This is a genomic window from Sphingosinicella microcystinivorans (assembly GCF_027941835.1).
Classification (GTDB): Bacteria; Pseudomonadota; Alphaproteobacteria; order Sphingomonadales; family Sphingomonadaceae; genus Sphingosinicella.
The window spans coordinates 2,451,647-2,469,891 of record NZ_CP116005.1 but is presented as its reverse complement, the minus strand read 5'-3'; the positions used below and the strand labels follow the sequence as shown (position 1 = coordinate 2,469,891).

The 18,245-nt window shown below is 68.1% G+C and carries 13 protein-coding genes and 1 pseudogene; 9 read left to right on the top strand and 5 right to left on the bottom strand.

Annotated elements, in window-relative coordinates; genetic code table 11:
* Positions 1 to 7 precede the first annotated feature (7 nt).
* Positions 8 to 1,633, bottom strand: coding sequence for an acyl-CoA dehydrogenase family protein (locus PE061_RS11875; protein WP_271255491.1), 1,626 nt, complete (start codon positions 1,631 to 1,633; stop codon positions 8 to 10).
* A gap of 4 nt (positions 1,634 to 1,637) precedes the next feature.
* Positions 1,638 to 2,414, bottom strand: coding sequence for a class II aldolase/adducin family protein (locus tag PE061_RS11870; RefSeq protein ID WP_271255490.1), 777 nt, complete (start codon positions 2,412 to 2,414; stop codon positions 1,638 to 1,640).
* A 152-nt stretch (positions 2,415 to 2,566) separates the two neighbouring features.
* On the opposite strand from PE061_RS11870, the gene PE061_RS11865 reads away from it, so the two are divergent.
* Positions 2,567 to 4,192, top strand: a complete 1,626-nt coding sequence (locus PE061_RS11865; RefSeq protein ID WP_271255489.1) for an alkaline phosphatase D family protein — start codon at positions 2,567 to 2,569, stop codon at positions 4,190 to 4,192.
* Between the two features lie 351 nt (positions 4,193 to 4,543).
* Here PE061_RS11865 and PE061_RS11860 read toward each other — a convergent pair whose 3' ends face one another.
* Positions 4,544 to 5,191: a TetR/AcrR family transcriptional regulator gene (locus tag PE061_RS11860; protein ID WP_271255488.1), complete on the bottom strand. Its 648-nt coding sequence runs from the start codon at positions 5,189 to 5,191 to the stop codon at positions 4,544 to 4,546.
* A 127-nt stretch (positions 5,192 to 5,318) separates the two neighbouring features.
* Here PE061_RS11860 and PE061_RS11855 point away from each other — a divergent pair, with 127 nt between their 5' ends.
* The 6 genes and pseudogenes from PE061_RS11855 (at position 5,319) to PE061_RS11830 (ending at position 14,292) form a co-directional block, all read left to right on the top strand.
* Complete coding sequence (locus PE061_RS11855) at positions 5,319 to 6,692, top strand: flavin-containing monooxygenase (protein WP_271255487.1); 1,374 nt, start codon at positions 5,319 to 5,321, stop codon at positions 6,690 to 6,692.
* Between the two features lie 32 nt (positions 6,693 to 6,724).
* Positions 6,725 to 8,947, top strand: coding sequence for a TonB-dependent receptor (locus tag PE061_RS11850; protein ID WP_271255486.1), 2,223 nt, complete (start codon positions 6,725 to 6,727; stop codon positions 8,945 to 8,947).
* A gap of 32 nt (positions 8,948 to 8,979) precedes the next feature.
* The gene (locus tag PE061_RS11845) at positions 8,980 to 11,169 is read left to right on the top strand and encodes a N,N-dimethylformamidase beta subunit family domain-containing protein (protein ID WP_271255485.1); all 2,190 of its coding nucleotides are present in this window, start codon (positions 8,980 to 8,982) and stop codon (positions 11,167 to 11,169) included.
* Between the two features lie 12 nt (positions 11,170 to 11,181).
* Positions 11,182 to 11,970, top strand: a complete 789-nt coding sequence (locus PE061_RS11840) for an SDR family NAD(P)-dependent oxidoreductase (protein WP_271255484.1) — start codon at positions 11,182 to 11,184, stop codon at positions 11,968 to 11,970.
* Positions 11,971 to 12,011: 41 nt separating this feature from the next.
* A pseudogene (locus PE061_RS11835) lies at positions 12,012 to 13,420 on the top strand (aldehyde dehydrogenase family protein).
* Entirely contained in the window at positions 13,417 to 14,292 is an 876-nt protein-coding gene (locus PE061_RS11830) for an SDR family NAD(P)-dependent oxidoreductase (protein WP_271255483.1), read from the top strand. The pseudogene PE061_RS11835 and the gene PE061_RS11830 overlap by 4 nt, the downstream one beginning before the upstream one ends.
* 276 nt (positions 14,293 to 14,568) lie before the next feature.
* On the opposite strand, the gene aroB is transcribed toward PE061_RS11830, so the two are convergent.
* Entirely contained in the window at positions 14,569 to 15,657 is a 1,089-nt protein-coding gene (gene aroB / locus PE061_RS11825) for a 3-dehydroquinate synthase (protein WP_271255482.1), read from the bottom strand.
* Complete coding sequence (locus tag PE061_RS11820) at positions 15,654 to 16,232, bottom strand: shikimate kinase (protein ID WP_271255481.1); 579 nt, start codon at positions 16,230 to 16,232, stop codon at positions 15,654 to 15,656. The genes aroB and PE061_RS11820 overlap by 4 nt, the downstream gene beginning before the upstream one ends.
* A 101-nt stretch (positions 16,233 to 16,333) precedes the next feature.
* On the opposite strand from PE061_RS11820, the gene PE061_RS11815 reads away from it, so the two are divergent.
* On the top strand, positions 16,334 to 16,474 hold the full coding sequence (locus PE061_RS11815; protein ID WP_271255480.1) for a hypothetical protein: 141 nt from the start codon (positions 16,334 to 16,336) through the stop codon (positions 16,472 to 16,474).
* On the top strand, positions 16,455 to 18,242 hold the full coding sequence (locus tag PE061_RS11810; protein WP_271255479.1) for a hypothetical protein: 1,788 nt from the start codon (positions 16,455 to 16,457) through the stop codon (positions 18,240 to 18,242). The genes PE061_RS11815 and PE061_RS11810 overlap by 20 nt, the downstream gene beginning before the upstream one ends.
* Positions 18,243 to 18,245 lie beyond the last annotated feature (3 nt).

Here is an 18,245-nt window from a genome sequence, read left to right as displayed (position 1 = left end):
CCGCACCTTATTGGGCCGGCATCGCCCTTTCAATGATCGCCGCCGTGTCGATGGCGGCGCTGCTCGCGCCGTAGGCCTGCGCGGGCTCCTCGAAGCGCAGGCGAACGAAGGCCTCGGCGGCGGGCGCCTCGCCCGCGATGAGCGTCGCGGCCTCGGCCAGCATCGCGGCGCGCTCCACGAAATGCCGGGCGCGGTGCTCGGGCTGCGCGGTGAAGTCGATGCCGTCGAGCGCGGCGTCATAGGCGGCATGGCGGCCGCGCGCGTCCTCGAGGAAGGCGCGCAGCGCGTTCACGCCTTCCGGCTCGCGGCTCATGGCGCGCAGCACGTCGAGCGCGATGACGTTGCCGGAGCCTTCCCAGATGGCGTTCAGCGGCGACTGGCGGAACAGGCGCGGCATCGGGCCGGTTTCCACGTATCCCGCGCCGCCGTGCGCCTCCATCGCCTCGTAGACGAAGCCCGGCGCGCGCTTGCAGACCCAGTATTTCGCGATGGGCGTCAGCAGGCGGGTGAGCGGGTCGTCGGCGTCGAAGGCCTGCGCGAGACGGAAGGCGAGCGCGGTCGCGGCCTCGCTCTCCACGGCGAGGTCGGCGAGCACCGTGGCCATCGCGGGCTGATCGACGAGGCGCTTCTGGAAGGCCGAGCGGTGCGCCGCGTGCCAAAGCGCCTGCGCGAGCGCCGCGCGCATGTTCGCCGCCGACCCCACCACGCAGTCGAGCCGCGTGTGCTGCACCATGCGGATGATCGTCGCGACGCCGCGTCCTTCCGGCCCCAGCCGCTCGGCGAGCGCGCCGTCGTATTCCACCTCCGAGGAGGCGTTGGAGCGGTCGCCGAGCTTGTCCTTGAGGCGCATCACGCGGAAACCCGCATTGCGCGTCCCGTCCGGCAGCCAGCGCGGCAGCAGGAAGCAGGTGAGGCCCCGCTCGGTGTAGGCGAGCGTCAGGAACGCATCGCACATCGGCGCCGAGCAGAACCACTTGTGCCCGGTGAGGCGGAACCAGTCGCGTGCGGCGTCCACGGCCTCGGCGCGCGTCGTGTTGGCGCGGACGTCCGAGCCGCCCTGCTTCTCGGTCATCGCCATGCCGATGGTGACGCCCACCTTCTCCGCCGCCGGACGGACGGAGGCGTCGTAACGCGACGCGGTGATGCGCGGCACCCACGCCGCCGCGATCTCCGGCTCCGCCATCAGCGCCGGAACGGCCGCGTAGGTCATCGTCATCGGGCAACCGGTTCCGGCGTCGACCTGCCCGAGCGTGAACGCCAGCGCGGCGTGCAGCACATGGCCCGCCGCCGTCCCGTCCCACGCCGCGCCCGCCACGCCGTTGTCGAGGCCGAGCGCCATGAGCCGGTGATAGGCCGGGTGGAACTGCACCTCGTCGATGCGCCGCCCGAAGCGGTCGTGCGTCTCCAGCACCGGCGCGTGGCGGTTGGCGAGCACGCCCGCCTCGATCATCGCCGCCGAGCCGACCTCACGTCCGAAACGCGACAGCCGCTCCCGATGCGCTGCGCCGCCCGCCCGCGCCACGGCATCCGTCAGCGCGCGGTCGGAGGCGAAGGCGTCGTAGTCCTCGAAGGGCGGCGGCTGGTTCAGGACCTCGTGCGTGCCGAGGTCCTCGACCGGGCGGAATGCCGACACCGCATCAGTTCCGGAACGACGGGTCGATCCGGTCCAGCTTCCTGAGCAAGGCGGGCCACGCCAGCATCCGGCTGACGAGCGACATGCCCTGCCCGCTCGACTGGTCCTTCACCTTCTCGGGCGTGCCCTGCGGCGGCGTGTTCAGGTTCTCGCGCCCGGCGGCGAGCATGTGCACCTGCGCCTCGCAGGCGCGCTCGAGGAAATAGATGCGCAGGAAGGCGTCCGCCACGGTCTCGCCCACGGTAAGCGTGCCGTGGTTGCGCAGGATCATGGCGTTCTTCGTGCCCATGTCCGCGACCAGCCGCTCGCGCTCGTCGAGGTCGGTCGCGATGCCTTCATAGTCGTGATAGGCGACGTCGTGCTGCGCGATCATCGCGGTCTGCGTGTGCGGCAGCAGGCCGAAATCCATCGCCGAGACCGCCTGCCCGTAGGGCGTGTGCAGGTGGATCACCGCCTTCGCGTCCTCGCGCGCCATGTGGATCGCGGAATGGATCGTGAAACCCGCCGGATTGGTGAGGTAGGGCGTCTCGCCGACGGCATTGCCGTGCACGTCGATCTTCACGAGGCTCGACGCGGTGATCTCCTCGAACATCAGGTTGTACGGGTTGATCAGGAAATGATGCTCCGGGCCGGGAACGCGCACCGAGAGGTGCGTGAAGATGAGGTCGTCCCACCCGTAGAGCGCGACGAGGCGGTACGCCGCCGCGAGATCGACGCGGACGTTCCATTCCTCATCCGAGACCTTGCTCTGCACCGACGGCATCTGGATCGCGGTGGCCATGATTCTCTCCCCGGCATCGTTCAGCCTCTCGCCCAGTGTGCCGCAGCGGCGGCGCGATGCAAAGCTGGCAGGTTTCGGGGTACGGGGCGCGTGATCTCACTGTCACATTCCCGGCCTAACAGGCTTGCCGAACGCCATCGGGAAGGGCCACCATGAGCATCCGTCTCCGCCGCCGCGACCTTTTCGCGGGCCTTGCAGGTCTCGGCGCCGCGCTGCCGGGCCGCGCCTGGGCGGCGGCGCTCGGGCGGGGCTTCACGCACAATGTCGCGAGCGGCGAGCCGTCGCAGACCGGCGTGCTGCTGTGGACGCGCTACGTGCCTGCCGGGGATGCCGCGGCGCTCACCGCCGAGGTCGCCGAGGACGCGGGCTTCACGCGTGTCGTCGCGCGCAGCGAAACGGCGGCGGAGGCATCGGCCGACCACTGCGCCCGCGCCCGCGCCGAGGGGCTGGAGCCGGGGCGCTGGTACTACTACCGCTTCCGTGCGGCCTCCGGCGAAACCTCGCCCACGGGCCGGACGCGGACGCTGCCGGCGGGGCGCACCGGGCGCTTCAACATCGCGGTCTTCTCCTGCTCCAACCTGCCGTTCGGCCTGTTCAACGCCTACGCCCACGCGGCGGAGCGGCAGGACATCGACCTTCTCGTCCACCTCGGCGACTACATCTACGAGTACGGGCGCGGCACCTACCCGAGCGCCGCCGAGGCGATGCCGGGGCGCATCCTCGAACCGGCGCACGAGATCGTGACGCCCGCCGACTACCACCCCCGCTACGCCGCCTATCGCCGCGACCGGGACTTGCAGACGCTGCACCAGCGCTTCCCGATGATCTCGATCTGGGACGACCACGAGTTCGCGAACGACACGTGGAAGGACGGCGCCGAGAATCACCAGCCGGAAACGGAAGGTCCGTGGGCGGCGCGCAAGGCGGCGGCGAAGGCTGCGTACCGGCACTGGCTGCCGATGTCCGACGCGCCCTACAAGGCGTATGAGATCGGCGACCTCGCGACGCTGATCCGGCTCGACACGCGGCTGGAGGGTCGCGACCGGCAACCGGAACTCGCCGATGCGTTCAAGCTGGCGGACGATCCGGCGAAGGCGCTGGCGGCGTTCCGCGACACCGTGTGGGCCGATCCCGCGCGCCAGATGCTCGGCACCGCGCAGGAGGCGTTCCTCGCGGATGCGCTCGCTCGATCCGTGAAGGCGGGCACGCGCTGGCAGGTGGTGGCGCAGCAGATTCTCGCGGGCGAGACGAAAGTGCCCGCGGACGCCGACGCCTCGTGGCTCGGCGGCACGCCGCCCGACTACGTGAAGCAGCGTTTTCAGGCGGGCGTGCTCGCCGGAAAGGTCGGGCTGCCGTTCAACTTCGATTCTTGGGGCGGCTATCCGGCGGCGCGGACGTGCTACCTCGGCGCGGCGCAGGCGGCGGGCGCGAACCTGCTGAACCTCGCCGGAGACAGCCACAACGCATGGGCCTGCGACCTTGCGAACAACGGTGCGGCCGCGGGCGTGGAGTTCGGCGTGCAGGGCGTCACCTCGCCGGGCATGGAGAGCTACATGCGCGGCGCGAACCCGAAGCAGGTGGCGGCGGCGCTGATCGGTGCGAACCCGGAACTCAAGTGGTGCGAGACGAGCCGCCGGGGCTACATGACGCTGTCGCTGACGCCCGACGCGGCGCAGTGCGACTGGCACTTCCTCGAAACGATCCGGGCGCGGTCGACGGCGCTGGCGGCGACGCACAGCGCGCGGGTGCGGCCGGGCACGAACCGGATCGAGGCCTGACGGCCGCTTGCAAAATAGGACGGGAGCGGCTGGAGAGCGCGCTCCGGCGTGCTCCGCGAAGCCCGGATTTCCCGCGAAGTTGATGAAGCTGAGACATGCTCGCGCGTGAGCGTGCGGCGCTCGTGCGCGCCGGTGTTCGGTGGTTGAGGATATTCATGTGCGCGCGGGGAACGGGCGCGCTTCAAAGAGCAGCGGCCCTGCCTTGCATGGCCGATCCTATTTCGGAAGCCTCTTCGGCTTGAGCCCGGTCATGCCGCATGGCCCCTTACACCCGGAGGCCGCTACCGTGGTTATGGGTCCCGGCCTTCAGGAGGCTATTTGAGCTTTGGTTTTGATGAGGGGAAACCACTCTCAGGCGCAGTTTGCAAACGCGTCCCGCGACACGAATTCCATCAGGCGGCAGGTAATCATTCGCCAGCTCTGCTCCTGCAGCTGCGCCGCGCGCTCGGGGAATTGCACGGCCATGCGTGCCGTGCTGCCGGACGAATCGCAAATGATGATGCAGAACGCTTCCAGCTCCTCCCGGGGGATGTTCGGAAGAAGCGTTTTCAGAGTGTCGGAGAGGATTGACGCGTTGCAGAACGTGTCTTCCCAATCGAGCTGACGCAGGGGTTCAAAGGTTTGCGCGCCGAACCAGATTTCCCGATAGCCGGTATTTTCGTGCAGATATGTCCAGGCGAAATCGAGGATGCTGCGAAGGGCCGCGAGGAAGCCGGAGATGCTGTCCGTTTCCTTGAAAAGCGACCGGTTATAGTCCTCGATCGCCTGATGATAGCGTGTAACGAGCTGCCCCAGCAGGTCTTCGCGACTTGCGAAATACTGATAGACGGAACCGATCGGCACTTCCGCGCGCTCGGCGACCTCGTTCATCTTCAGGTCGCCGACGCCGCGCTCCACCAATAGCGCTTCGGCGGCGGTCAGGATGCGATTCACCCGGTCGCGGGCGCGTCGCTGGATGGGGGTGCGCCTTGGAGCGGCGCTGTCTTTCTCGATACGCATTCGCTCTCCATAAACGAGTATTGCTCACGTTTCAAAAAGATGATAGCTGCTCACATATTGGAAGCGGGAGTGGGCAATGACAGAGGGCGATGTTGCGGGTGGGCGTGGTGTGCCGGTTGCGGAGGACGTGGAGGACCGCAGCGACACGGTCTGCATCGTAGGTGCGGGGCCGCACGGCCTGATCGCAGCGCGGGCCATGCGGAAATCCGGCCTGAAAGTCGAGATTGTCGAGCGCCACAGCGGTGTTGGCGGTCTCTGGGACATCGCCAACCCCGGCACGCCCATGTACCGCAGCTGCCACTATATTTCGTCGCGGAACACATCGGCCTATCCGGACTACCCGATGCCGGATGATTATGCCGATTACCCGAGTAATACTCACATTCTAGCTTATATTCAGGGCTTCGCCAGCAAGTTCGATCTGATTCGGCTCGCCGAGTTCAATACGGAGGTCCAGCACGCCGAGCCGCTGGAGTCCGGGGACTGGATCGTCACGCTGAAGCATCTGCCGGGCGGAGCGGTGCAGCGCCGCCGTTACCGGGCGCTGGTCTGCTGCCCGGGCAGCAACTGGCACCCCCGGATGCCGGCGCTGGAAGGCGCGTTCTCGGGCGAGATCATCCATTCCGCCGCCTACACCGACAGCGACCAGCTTGAAGGCAAGCGCGTGCTCGTCATCGGGCTCGGCAACAGCGGCGCGGACATCGCCTGCGATTCCGCGCGCTCAGCCGCCGCCACGTTTATCAGTGTGCGCCGCGGCTATCATTTCGTGCCGAAATATGTGTGCGGTATGCCGCTTCTGGAATTCCTGCGCGGCAGCCGGGAGGGGATTCCGAAGCATATCGCAGAGCTTCCGCTCGAGGACCTGTTCTACATCATCGTCGGCGATCCCACGCGCCTCGGGCTGCCCAAGCCCGATCATGGGCTCCTCGAAAGCCATCCGCTGCTGAACACGCAGCTCATCCACCACCTGGGGCACGGCGATGTCGTCGCCAAGGGCGCGATCGAGCGGCTGGACGGTAGCGGCGTGGTGTTCAAGGACGGCACGCGCGAGAACGTCGATCTTATCATCTGCGCCACCGGCTATGATCACCTGATCCCGTTCATCGATCCGGAGCTGATCGATTGGCAGGACGGGCGCCCGCAGCTCTACCTCGGGTCATTCAGTGCGCGGTATCCGACCCTGTTTACCTTCGGGCTGATCGAGGCCGCAGGCGCGCCCTATCTGCAGGGCGATCAGCTGAGCGTGATGGCGGCCCACTATCTGAAGGCGCGAAAGGAAGCGCCGGACGCCGCGAGGACGTGGGAGCAGCTGGTTCAGAGCGATGTCATCGATCTCAAGGAGGGGATGCACTACATCGCGACGAACCGCACCGCCAACTACGTCAACGTCGAGGTTTTCGTGCGCGAAGTGGAGCGCGTGCGTGCGTTGATGGGATGGCCTGAAGTCAGACCCGGTTTTTACGACCCGGCCTGCGCGCCGGCGCTTGCTGCTGCGGAATAATCAGGAAAACAACACAATTTCAGGAGGGGAAAATGGGAAGTCGACTGAAAAGCGCGACCTGCGTCGTGCTGCTTGCGGGATCTGCTTCGTTCGTGTGGGGCACACAGGCGTTCGCCCAGAGCGAAAGTGCGGGAGATGCGACCGACGAGATCATCATCACCGCGCAGCGACGCGAGGAGTCGCTGCAAAAGGTGCCCATCGCGGTGACGGCGTTCTCCGGTGAGCGGCTGAACGAACTCGGGTTGCAGGACAGTGTCGATCTCGGGGATTTCACGCCGAACCTCCAGATCAACGAGATCGCGGGCCCCGGTTCGCAGCCGGCGATCTTCCTGCGCGGCATCGGTCTCAACGATTTCAGCCTCAACAATTCGGGGCCGGTGGCGCTCTACACGGACGAGGTCAATCTCAGCGCGTTCGGCGCGCAGAATTTCGCGATGCTCGACCTCAACCGGGTCGAGGTTCTTCGCGGACCGCAGGGCACGCTCTACGGACGCAACACCACGGGCGGCGCGGTCAATTTCGTTTCCAACCTTCCCGGCGACAGCTTCGAAGGCCATGCCATCGCCAGCTACGGATCGTACAATGCCGTTCGCGGCGAGTTCGTCGCCAGCGGTCCGCTGAGCGATACGGTCGGCGTGCGCGTCGCCGCGCTGCGCAACTATGCCGAGGGCTATTTCAAGAACGTGCTGACCGGCCAGCGCTCGAACGGCGCCGATGCGTGGGCGCTTCGGGGCACGCTGCGCTTCCGGCCGAACGACAGGCTCGACATGATCCTGCGCGGCCGGTTCGACCGGAGCACCAACCGTTTCACGTGGTACGATCAACTCGGCATGTTCGATCCGGCCTCGGTGATCGCGGGGGCCCCCGCGTTCTGCGCGGACGCGCAGATCCTGGCGGGCCAGTGTGTCGACGCGTTCGGCTACAGCGATCAGGATCCCAAATACCGGGGTCGCTTTAGCGGCAACGCAAGGCTGAAGAACGAAGCCTATGGCACGTCGCTGCGCATGGCGCTCGATCTGGATGCCGCCCAGATCATCTCCGTCACCGGCTACAACGAAGCCGAGAACTTTTTCCCCGAAGATACCGATGTCAGCCCGAACAGGTTCATCGAGGTGGCGCTCGGGGCGAAATCGAAAACCTTCTCGCAGGAGCTGCGCGCCAGCGGCGAAGCCGGCTTCATGAACTGGATCGTCGGCGCCTTCTATTCGTGGGAACGCATCACGCAGGACCAGACCGCCGACATGCTGCGCGACGCGCGGCCTTCGCCTGATGCGTTCTTCTCCCGCCACCTCAACCGTCAGAGCGGCGAGACCTATGCGGCGTTCGGACAGGTCGAGGCGAAGATCGCGGACCCGCTCACGCTGGTTGCGGGCCTGCGATACACGCACGACGAGAAGGACTTCCGGACCCGGCTGCAATTCGAGGAACCCGGTCTCGTCATTCCGCTGTTCGATACGCCGCTTTCCTTCAAGGACAGCAACTGGTCGTGGAAGCTGGGGCTGAACTACGAGCCGAGCGCGGATTGGCTGCTCTACGGCAGCGTTTCGCGGGGCTACAAGGGCGGCGGCTTCAACGGCGGTTTCATCTTCGATCCGGCGCAGAACGTACCGTTCGAAACCGAGGAGCTCACCTCCTATGAAGTCGGCGCGAAGGGACGCTTGTTTGATGATCGCGTGACGCTGAACATGGCGGGCTTCTACTACGATTACCGCGACATCCAGGTGTTCTCGCAGTTCGATTCGAACGGGTTCCCGGTTACGCTGCTGGTGAATGCACCGAAAGCCGAACTTTACGGTGCGGAGATGGAACTCTCCGCGCGGCTGGGCGGCGGCTTTTCGTTCAACACGGCCGTCGGGCTGCTCCATTCCGAGTTCAAGGACTTCCCGAGCGACTTTGGAGACTTCTCCGGCAATCGCCTCGCCCGTGCGCCGAGCGTGACGCTGAGCGGCGGCATCCGCTACGAGAACGATATCTCGCAGGCCGCACGGCTGCAGGCGAATATCGATGTGAGCCACCGCAGCTTTGTCTACTACAATACGGAAAACACGGCACTGGGCCGCGAGCCGGCCTACACGCTGGTGAACGGCCGCATCGGGGTGACGTTCGACGAACGCTATTCGGTCGCGCTTTGGGGCCGGAACCTGTTCGACACCTATTATGCGGTGAACCGGAACCCGCTGGCCGACTTCGGCTTCGTACAAGTCATTCCGGGAGAGCCCCGCGCTGTCGGCATCGAGCTGGGCGTGACCTTCTAGTCCCTTGCAGACGGCGATTGCGGAAAGGTGCCATGGAACGCAGCGTTGCAGGATATCTCGACCGGTGGTCGGTGCGGCCGGGAGAGGCGCTTCAGGTCTTCGTCAGCTCCGATGCACCCGGCGTCTATCCCGTTGGTATCGTGCGGCTGTTCGGCTGCGACAGTCGCTGCGATCCGCCGACCTATGCCGAAGAGCCGGCCGGTTTCGATTGTCCCGAGGTGCTTGACGTTGCCCGGCATCCTACAGTCGCCGGTTCCTGCGTAAGGGTCGATTGCAGCCGCCAGCCGCTTGCCGTTCCCGAGCGGGTCACGCTCACGCTGTTCCTACATGTCAGCACCTTTCTGCCGCACGATGCGATCGTCGCCAGCGTCAACGCGGACGCCGTCCTCATCGGTATCGGTGCCGACGGGCATCTCTTCGTGGAATGCGGCGGTGCGCGCGTCGCGGCATCCGCGCCGATCCGGCTGCAGCGCTGGACGTTTCTTGCCTGCACGATCGAGAGAGCGAACGGCACCGTCGAGCTGAAATCGAAAACGCTCGCCGGAACGGGCAGCGACGAACCCGGGGGCCCGTGGCTGACGCAGTCCGGCGTGCTGCCGGCGGCATCGTCGCTTGCGGCGATCGAGGACCTTCACTTCGGCGCGGCCGCGAACGGCAACGCGCGGCGCGGCTTCACCGGCAAGCTCGAAGCACCGGCGCTTCACGGCGGCGTGACGGAAAGCGATCTGGACAGGCTGATCGTGGACGCAAGCTGTGCACCGGTCCTGCCCTCAACCGTCGCGGCATGGGATTTCAGCCGCGATATCGGATCGGAGGTCGTGTCGGAGCGGATCGCCGGGCGGAGCGGGGAGACCGTGCAGCAGCCGCTTCGCGGCGTCACGGGCCGCCTGTGGAACGGCAGTGCATTCGACTGGAAACACGCGCCGGAGCATTACGGCGCGATCCGGTTTCATGTCGACGACATGGCTGATGCCGGATGGCCTGCCAGCTTGCGGTTGAATATCCCGGAAAACACGCCTTCAGGCCTCTATGCGGTTCGGGTCGGCGCGGCGGCGGACCGGGCATGGATGCCGTTCTACGTGTTGCCGCAGAAGGGCACGGCAACGTCGGACATCGCCTTTCTCGCGCCGACGGCCAGCTATCTCGCTTATGCCAACGTCATCGTGCCGACCGTGATGCCCGAGCACGTCGCGCAAATGAATCTGGACGGCCCGACCGACCGGTTCCTGCTTTCGCATCCCGAGTTCGGCTTTTCGCTTTACGAGACGCATCCCGATGGCGCCGGCAAGGCCGTCAGCACCTGGCATCGGCCCATCGTCAACGTGGCGCCGTGCACGGTCAACTGGGGTTTTACCGCGGACGGGGACATCATCGCCTGGCTCAAGGCTATCGGTCAGCCGGTCGACATGCTCACCGACGACGTGCTCGATCGCGAAGGTGCCGCGCTCCTCACGCCTTACCGGGTGGTGATCACGGGCACGCATCCGGAATACTGGTCGCTGCCGATGATGAACGCCGTGCGTGGTTTCCTCGATCGCGGCGGACGGCTCATCTACATGGGCGGCAACGGTTTCTACTGGCGTGTCGCGTTTCATCCCACGCTTCCGGGCGTCATGGAGATTCGCCGCGCGGACGACAGCACGCGCGGATGGCGGGCGGAGCCCGGCGAATATTACAACAGCTTCGACGGCGGCCTGGGCGGCCTCTGGCGCCATCAGGGCTTGCCGCCGCAGCGGCTGGTCGGCGTTGGCTTTGCCGCACAGGGCTTCGGCGGCGGACGCCCGTATCAGCGCACGGGCGCAAGCCATGATCCCCGCGTCGCCTTCATCTTCGATGGGATCGACGGAGACATTATCGGCGATTTCGGCAGCCATGGCGGTGCTGCGGCCGGCGAGGAGATCGACCGGGCAGACATCGTGCTCGGCACCCCGTCGCACGCGCTCGTGGTCGCCTCGGCGAGCGGCTTCAATGACGCGATGCTCCGCGCCAAGGAGGAACTGCTGATGACCGTGCCGGCCGGGATCGCCGACCCCGATGTACGCGCAGACATGACGTTCTTCGAAACGCCGTCCGGCGGCGCGGTGTTTTCCACCGGTTCGATCTCGTGGGGCGGCAGCCTTGCACACAACTGCTATGCCAATTCCGTGGCGCGCGTGACGGGAAATGTTCTCCGGCGCTTTCTCGATCCGCGCCCGTTTCCGTACCCGGGCAGCGCTCTTTGATGGAGGCACAGTATGTTCAGGCTTGATGGAAAATGCGCGGTCGTCACCGGAGCCGCATCCGGCATCGGCGCGGCGACCGCCGACCGCCTGGCGGCGGCGGGCGCCCGCGTGTCCACGCTCGATCTCACGCCCACCGGGGCGCTCGCGGCCAGGGCGGGCGGTATCGGTATCGAGGTCGATGTATCCGATGAACGGGCAATGGCGGATGCAATCGCGCGTGCCGCCGCGGCCATGGGCGGCCTCGACATCATGGTCAACAATGCCGGGATCGGTGATGGCGAGCCGCTGCTCGAAGGGCATGGAACGCTGCTCTACGAGCGCATGTTCCGCGTGAATACGCTCGGCGTCGTGATCGGCACGCGGCACGCGGCGGCGATCATGGCCAGTCAGGGCCGTGGCGGCGCCATCGTGAACACCGCCTCGCTGGCCGGAACCTTTGGCTTTCCCACCTACGGCGCATACTCGGCGTCCAAGGGAGCCGTCGTGTCTTTCACGCGTGTGGCGGCAACCGAGCTGGGGCCGCTCGGCATCCGTGTGAACTGCATCTGTCCGTCCACCGTCGATACGCCGATGATGGATGATCCCGCGGCGGCGGCGGAGGGCGCGATGATGGCCACGGCGACTCCGCTCGGCCGGATCTGCAAGCCGAACGAGGTGGCCGCGCTGATCCATTTTCTGGTCGCCGACGACTGTGCTTTCGTCTCGGGGCAGGCTGTTCTCATAGATGGCGGCGTTACTGCCGGCTTTTCTCCCGCGCTCATCGAGACGCTGGCGACCGCAGGGGCACAACAGACAATCTGATCGCATTCCCGCGTCAAGGCCCCTTCAGGAAGAATCATCAGATGCCGCAAACCTACAGTCTGATCATTGACGGCGCGTCTGTTGAGGCGAGCGCGTATTTCGACGTGCTGAACCCTGCGGACGGGACCGTGTTCGCGCGGTGCCCGTCGGCGCGCGCGTCGGATCTGGACGCGGCGGTCGCGGCGGCGCGGCGTGCGTTCCCGGCGTGGGCGGGGACGCCGGACGCCGAGCGCAAGGCGGCGGTGAACGCGATGGCGGACATCATAGAGGCGAACGCCGCCGAGCTTGCCGGGCTGGTGACGCTGGAACAGGGCAAGCCCCTGGGCGGGCTCGGCTCGCAGTGGGAGATCGGCGGCGCGGTGGCGTGGACGCGCCACACCGCGAGCCTCGACCTGCCCGTGGAGACGATCCAGGACGACGCGGGCGGCCGTGTGACGCTGCACAGGAAGCCGATCGGCGTCGTCGGCTCGATCACGCCGTGGAACTTCCCGGTGATGATCGCGATCTGGCACATCATGCCGGCGATCCGCGCGGGCAACACCGTGGTGCTGAAGCCCTCACCCTACACGCCGATCGCGACGCTTCGCCTCGCCGAGCTGCTGCAGGCGGCGCTGCCGCCCGGCGTGCTGAACGCGGTGGCGGGCGAGGACGAGATCGGCCGCGCCATGTCGGTGCATCCGGGCATCGACAAGATCGTGTTCACGGGCTCGACGCGCACGGGGCGGCGCGTGATGGCGAGCGCGGCGGAGACGCTGAAGCGGCTGACGCTGGAGCTCGGCGGCAACGACGCGGCGATCGTGCTGCCCGACGCCGATCTCGATGCCGTCACCGAGAAGCTGTTCTGGGGCGCGTTCATCAACAACGGCCAGACCTGCGCAGCGATCAAGCGGCTCTACGTGCACGATTCGATCTACGACGCCGTGTGCAGGCGGCTCGTCGACTATGCCGCGAACGTGAAGGTGGGCGACGGCCGCGAGGCCGACAGCGCGCTCGGCACGGTGCAGAACCGGATGCAGTTCGACCGCGTGCGCACGCTCGTCGACGCGGCGATCGCGGACGGCGCCCGACCCTGTGCGGCGGCGCGCCGATGGAAGGCGCGGGGCTGTTCTATCCGGTGACGATCCTTGCCGACGCGAAGGACGGCATGGCCATCGTCGACGAGGAGCAGTTCGGCCCGGCGCTGCCGGTGATCCGCTACAGCGACGTCGAGGATGCGCTGGCCCGCGCCAACGACAACCCGAGCGGCCTCGGCGGCTCGGTGTGGTCGCGCGACGTCGCCAGGGCCGCGGCGCTCGCGGGCCGTCTCGAATGCGGCAGCGCGTGGGTCAACGCCCACGGCGCCATCCGCCCCGACGCCCCCTTCGGCGGCGTCAAGCAGTCCGGCATCGGCGTCGAGTTCGGAACCCTCGGACTCGCCGAGTTCACAACCGTTCAGGTCATTCACCAATGAACGGGGACACAGGCAAAGGAAGAGCGCGTCTGGAAAAGGACCTTGCCGGCAAGGTCGCCTTCGTGACCGGGGCGGGAAAGGCGCGCGGCATGGGCGCTGTAACCGCCGCGACGTTGGCTGCGAGAGGCGCCACCGTGGTTCTGTCGGATCTGTGCCGTGCCCGGCCAGAGTTGCATTGGGGTGCGCTCACGATCGGCGACAGCCAGGAGGAGCTGGAACGCCTTGCGGCGGAGATACGGCAGGCTGGTGGCGAGGCGCACGCGATGGCCGTTGACGTAACCGATCGCGCACAGGTGGAAGAGGCGCTGGCAAGCTGTGCCCGGCGCTTCGGCAGCCTCGACATTCTTTTCAATAATGCCGGCACGGTTGCCGGTGCCGGGCCGTTTCTGGAGGTGAGCGACGCGGACTGGGGCCTCAGCTTCGCCGTCAACGTGCAGGGCATGATCAACACGTGCCGGGCCGCCATCCCCGTCATGCTGGCGCGCGGTGGCGGCGCGATCGTCAACAACTCGTCGTTGCTGGGGATCACGGCGGTCGCGGGCTATAGTGCGTACACGACGACGAAACATGCCGTCATCGGCCTCACCAAGACCATCGCTGCGGAATTCGGCAGCGGCGGCATCTGTTGCAACGCCATTTGCCCCGGCATGATCCAGACCCAGATGGGCGTGACCGAGGCTGAGATGATGGCGCGCGAACACGGTGTCAGCGTAGCGGAGGCCGAGCAGATGATGTCGGCGCCGGCCGCACTGCGCCGTTGCGGAACCCCCGAGGAAGTCGCCGATGTCGTCGCCTTCCTCGCAGGGCCCGGAGCCCGTTTCCTGACTGGGCTGGCCGTTCCGGTTGCCGGCGGCTTTCCAATGGGGTTGTGACGTGATCCTGGCGACATACCCGGAAAGATGCAGATTCAGATCGTTTAAGAGAGTGAGCGACTGAGCCCCCTTCCCCGTCCGAGTCCGAACCGACCTGAGAGCTTCCGGGACAGCCCGCGCTCCGGTTTCCATTCGAGCCCTGGCCGGCGCGCACGTGGGCGCGGCAGCGACTCCATCTGCGCGTCGCGTTCAGGCTGCGCGCGAGGCTCGCCATCCCGGCATTGATCCTCGAGCGCCTCCGCTTCGCCGGGATGACGATAAAAAGGATGAAGAGGGTCAGAGTCCTAGCGCGAGGAAGGCGGCAACTTCGGTCAGCACCACGGTCCTGTCGAGATAGGCGTCGCCGATGCCGCGGGCGAGGACGAAGGGGGTGGCGCCGCCTGCGGCTTTCTTGTCCTGCTGCATGTGGTGGAGGAGCGCCTCGACATCGAAGCCGAAGCCCTTGGGGCTGACGGGCAGGCCCGAGGCGGCGAGGTGCGCCCCGGCGCGCGCGGCGTCCTCCGCGCTGCACAGGCCCCGACGCGCCGAGAAGGCGAAGGCCATCACCATGCCCATCGCGACGGCTTCGCCGTGCAGCAGGCGGTCGGAGAAGCCGGTTTCCGCCTCGAAGGCGTGGCCGAAGGTGTGGCCGAGGTTGAGGAGGGCGCGGCGGCCGCTCGTCTCGCGCTCGTCCTCCGCGACGATCGCCGCCTTCATGCGGCAGCTGTGCGCGATGGCATGGACCTGCGCGGCGCGGTCCCCGGCGAGGAGCGCGGCGCCGTTCGCCTCGCACCACGCGAAGAAGTCCGCGTCGCCGAGGAGGCCGTACTTCACGACCTCCGCGTACCCTGCACGCATCTCGCGGGGGCCGAGTGTGTCGAGAAGCTCCGGGTCGATCAGCACGCGCGCGGGCTGATGGAAGGCGCCGACGAGGTTCTTGCCCGCGGCGGCGTTGATCGCCGTCTTGCCGCCGACCGACGAATCGACCTGCGCGAGCAATGTCGTCGGGATCTGCACGAATTCGCAGCCGCGCCGCGCGACGGCGGCGGCAAAGCCGGTGAGATCGCCGATAACGCCGCCGCCGAAGGCGATGACGGCGTCTCCGCGCTCGACGCCCGCCGCGAGGATACGCTCGACGAGCGTTTCGAGCGAGCGCCAGTTCTTCGTCGCCTCGCCCGCCGGGAAGATCACGGGGTCGACCGGACGGCCGAGCGCGGCCACGAGCCTGTCGAAGTGCGCGGCGGCGACGGTCTCGTCGGTGACGACGAGCTGCGGACGGCCGCTTTTCGGCAGCGCGATCTCGCGCCCCGCCTCGGCGAGCACGCCCGGCGCGATGACGATGTCGTAGGCGCGCGCGCCAAGCTCGACCCGAACGGTTTCCCTCACGCGGTTTCCCCCAGACGGCGGAGTTCCGCCACGATGGCATCGACGGCGATGTGATGCGGCGCGGGCTGGCTCGGCACGCGAGTCTGCGCCTCGGCATAGACGGGATTGCGCACGGCGGCGAGATCGCGGAGCACCTGCCCGGCATCCTTGTCCTTGAGGAGCGGCCGGTGGTCGCGCTTGGAGACGCGCTCGACGAGCGTGTCGATGTCGGCATCGAGCCAGACCGCGATGGCGCTTTCGAGCACGCGCGCGCGGGTTTCGGGATCGACGAACGCGCCGCCGCCGGTCGCGATCACCTTGGGCGGGCCGGAGATGAGGCGCGCGATCACGCGGCGCTCGCCTTCGCGGAAATACGCCTCGCCGTAGCGCGCGAAAATCTCCGAAACCGTGAGCCCGGCCGCCGCCTCGATGGCCTCGTCGGCGTCCACGAACTCGAGGCCGAGACGCCTGGCGAGCCGCCGCCCGATCGTGGTTTTCCCTGCGCCCATCAGCCCCACCAGCACGACGGAACGGCTGAGACCGCGCCTGCGGCGAACAGGCGGCGGGGAGGTGTTTTTTGGTTCGCAAGCGTTCATCGCACTCGCTATACACAGGCGCCTCGCCGAAGGCCAAGCGCGCTCCGCCGCGCTCACGCTTGGAGCGGAACGAAACCAACGCGATTGCCCCGGAGATGCGATTGTCCCGCCTGATTTTCTGGCTGCTTGTCATCATCCTCGCCATCGTCGTCATCGGCGGCGCTGTGCTGATGTTCGTCGATATTCCGCACACGACACAACGCGTCGAAGAGCCGGTTTCGAATGAAACGCTGGGTCTCTAGCACCGCCCTCGCAGCACTGTTCATCGCGACGGCAGCATCCGGGCAGGATGCGCCGAAGTCGCTGCTGCCCGACGTGTTCGGCGCGCCGCCGCCGGAAACCCCGCCGCCCGCGCCGCGACCCGTGGAACGCGAGCCGGATACGCCCGCGGCAGCCGAGACGCCGGCGGCCAGCCCGTCCGCAGGCCTGCCGGTCCCGGGGCTGCCGGGCGTGCCCGCCGCGCAGACGCCCGCCGCCCCCGACCCCTTCGCCCGCGGCCCGGCCCGTGCGGGCAGCTTCGACGTCGCGGGGCCGCTCACCGCGCGGCTCGGCGGCTACGGCATGGGCGCGTTCCAGGACAGCGACGGGCGGTTCCTGAACGGCCTGCTCCAGCGCACCAGGCCGCCGATCGCCTCGCGCTGGGGCCATATCGTGCTGCGCCGCGCGCTGCTTTCGCGGGTGCCGACGCCGAGCGGCGTGCGCCCCGCCGACTGGCTCGCCGAGCGCGCGCTGCTGCTGCTGCGCATGGGCGAGGTGGACGGCGCCAAGCTGCTCGTCGACGCGCTGCCGCTCGACCGCTACACGCCGCGCCTCTACGCGGTGGCGAGCCAGGTGCACCTCGCCGCCGCCGACATCCCCGCGCTGTGCCCGCTCGCGCCGACCGCCAAGGCGTTTTCGAAGCTGCCGTTCTGGGAAGCCGCGAACGCGATCTGCGCGGGGCTGGAAGGCGACGACATCACCGCCGCCGCGCAGTTCGACCGGCTGCGCGCGCGCCGCGCCATGCCGGTGATCGACATCGTGCTCGCCGAGCGCGCCGCGACCGTGGTGACGGGCGAAGGCCGCGGCGCCAACGTCGACTGGAGCGAGACGAAGCAGCTCAGCGCCTACCGCTTCGGCCTCGCCGCCGCCGCGGGCATCGAGATCCCGGAAACGCTTCTCGCCCGCCCGCCGGTCGCGCTCGCCGGGTGGATGATGCGCGCGCCGGGGCTTTCGATCGCGCAGCGCTCCGCCGCAGCACCGATCGCCGCCGCCTACGGCATCGCCTCGGCACGCGAACTCGCCGCGCTCGCCGCCGCGCGCATCGCGGCGATCGAACCGGGCGCGGCGGGCGAGGACGCCATCGCCGACATCCGCGCCGCCTACGCGGGCCGCAACGCCGAGGAACGCATCGCCGCGATGCAGCGCATCTGGCGGGGCGCCAAGACGCCGCAGGAACGCTACGGCGCGCTCGTGCGGACGGCGGCCGCCGCCGCGCGCATCCCGCCCGCCGCCGCGCAGGCGGACGACGCGCCCGGCCTCATCGAATCCATGCTCTCGGCGGGCTATGTGCGCGAGGCGCTGGCGTGGTGGCCGGTGCTGGCGGACGGGCCGGAGGACGCGCGGCGGGCGGCGTGGCCGTACCTCGCGCTCGCCGACCGCACCGGCAAGGTCGCGAGCGGCGACCTCGGCGCGGCGCGGGCATGGCACAGGGGGCTTTCGGGGCGCAGCGCGGACCGGAAGGCCGCGATGTTCGCCGCGGCGATGCAGGCGCTCGACCCCGGCGGCGGCTGGAGCAGCCTCGCGAGCGACTTCGGCGTCCAGCCGATCGAGAACCGCTACACGCGGCGCATCGCGGAGGCCGCCATCGCGAAGCGGCGCGGCGAGGTGGCGATCCTGGCGGCGGTCGGCCTGCAATCGAGCTGGGCGGGGGTTTCGCCCGCACAGCTTTCGGTCGTCGTCGGCGCGCTGAACCGCGCGGGCTTCACGCGCGAGGCGCGGATGATGGCGGTCGAGGCGGTGACGCGGAGTTGACCG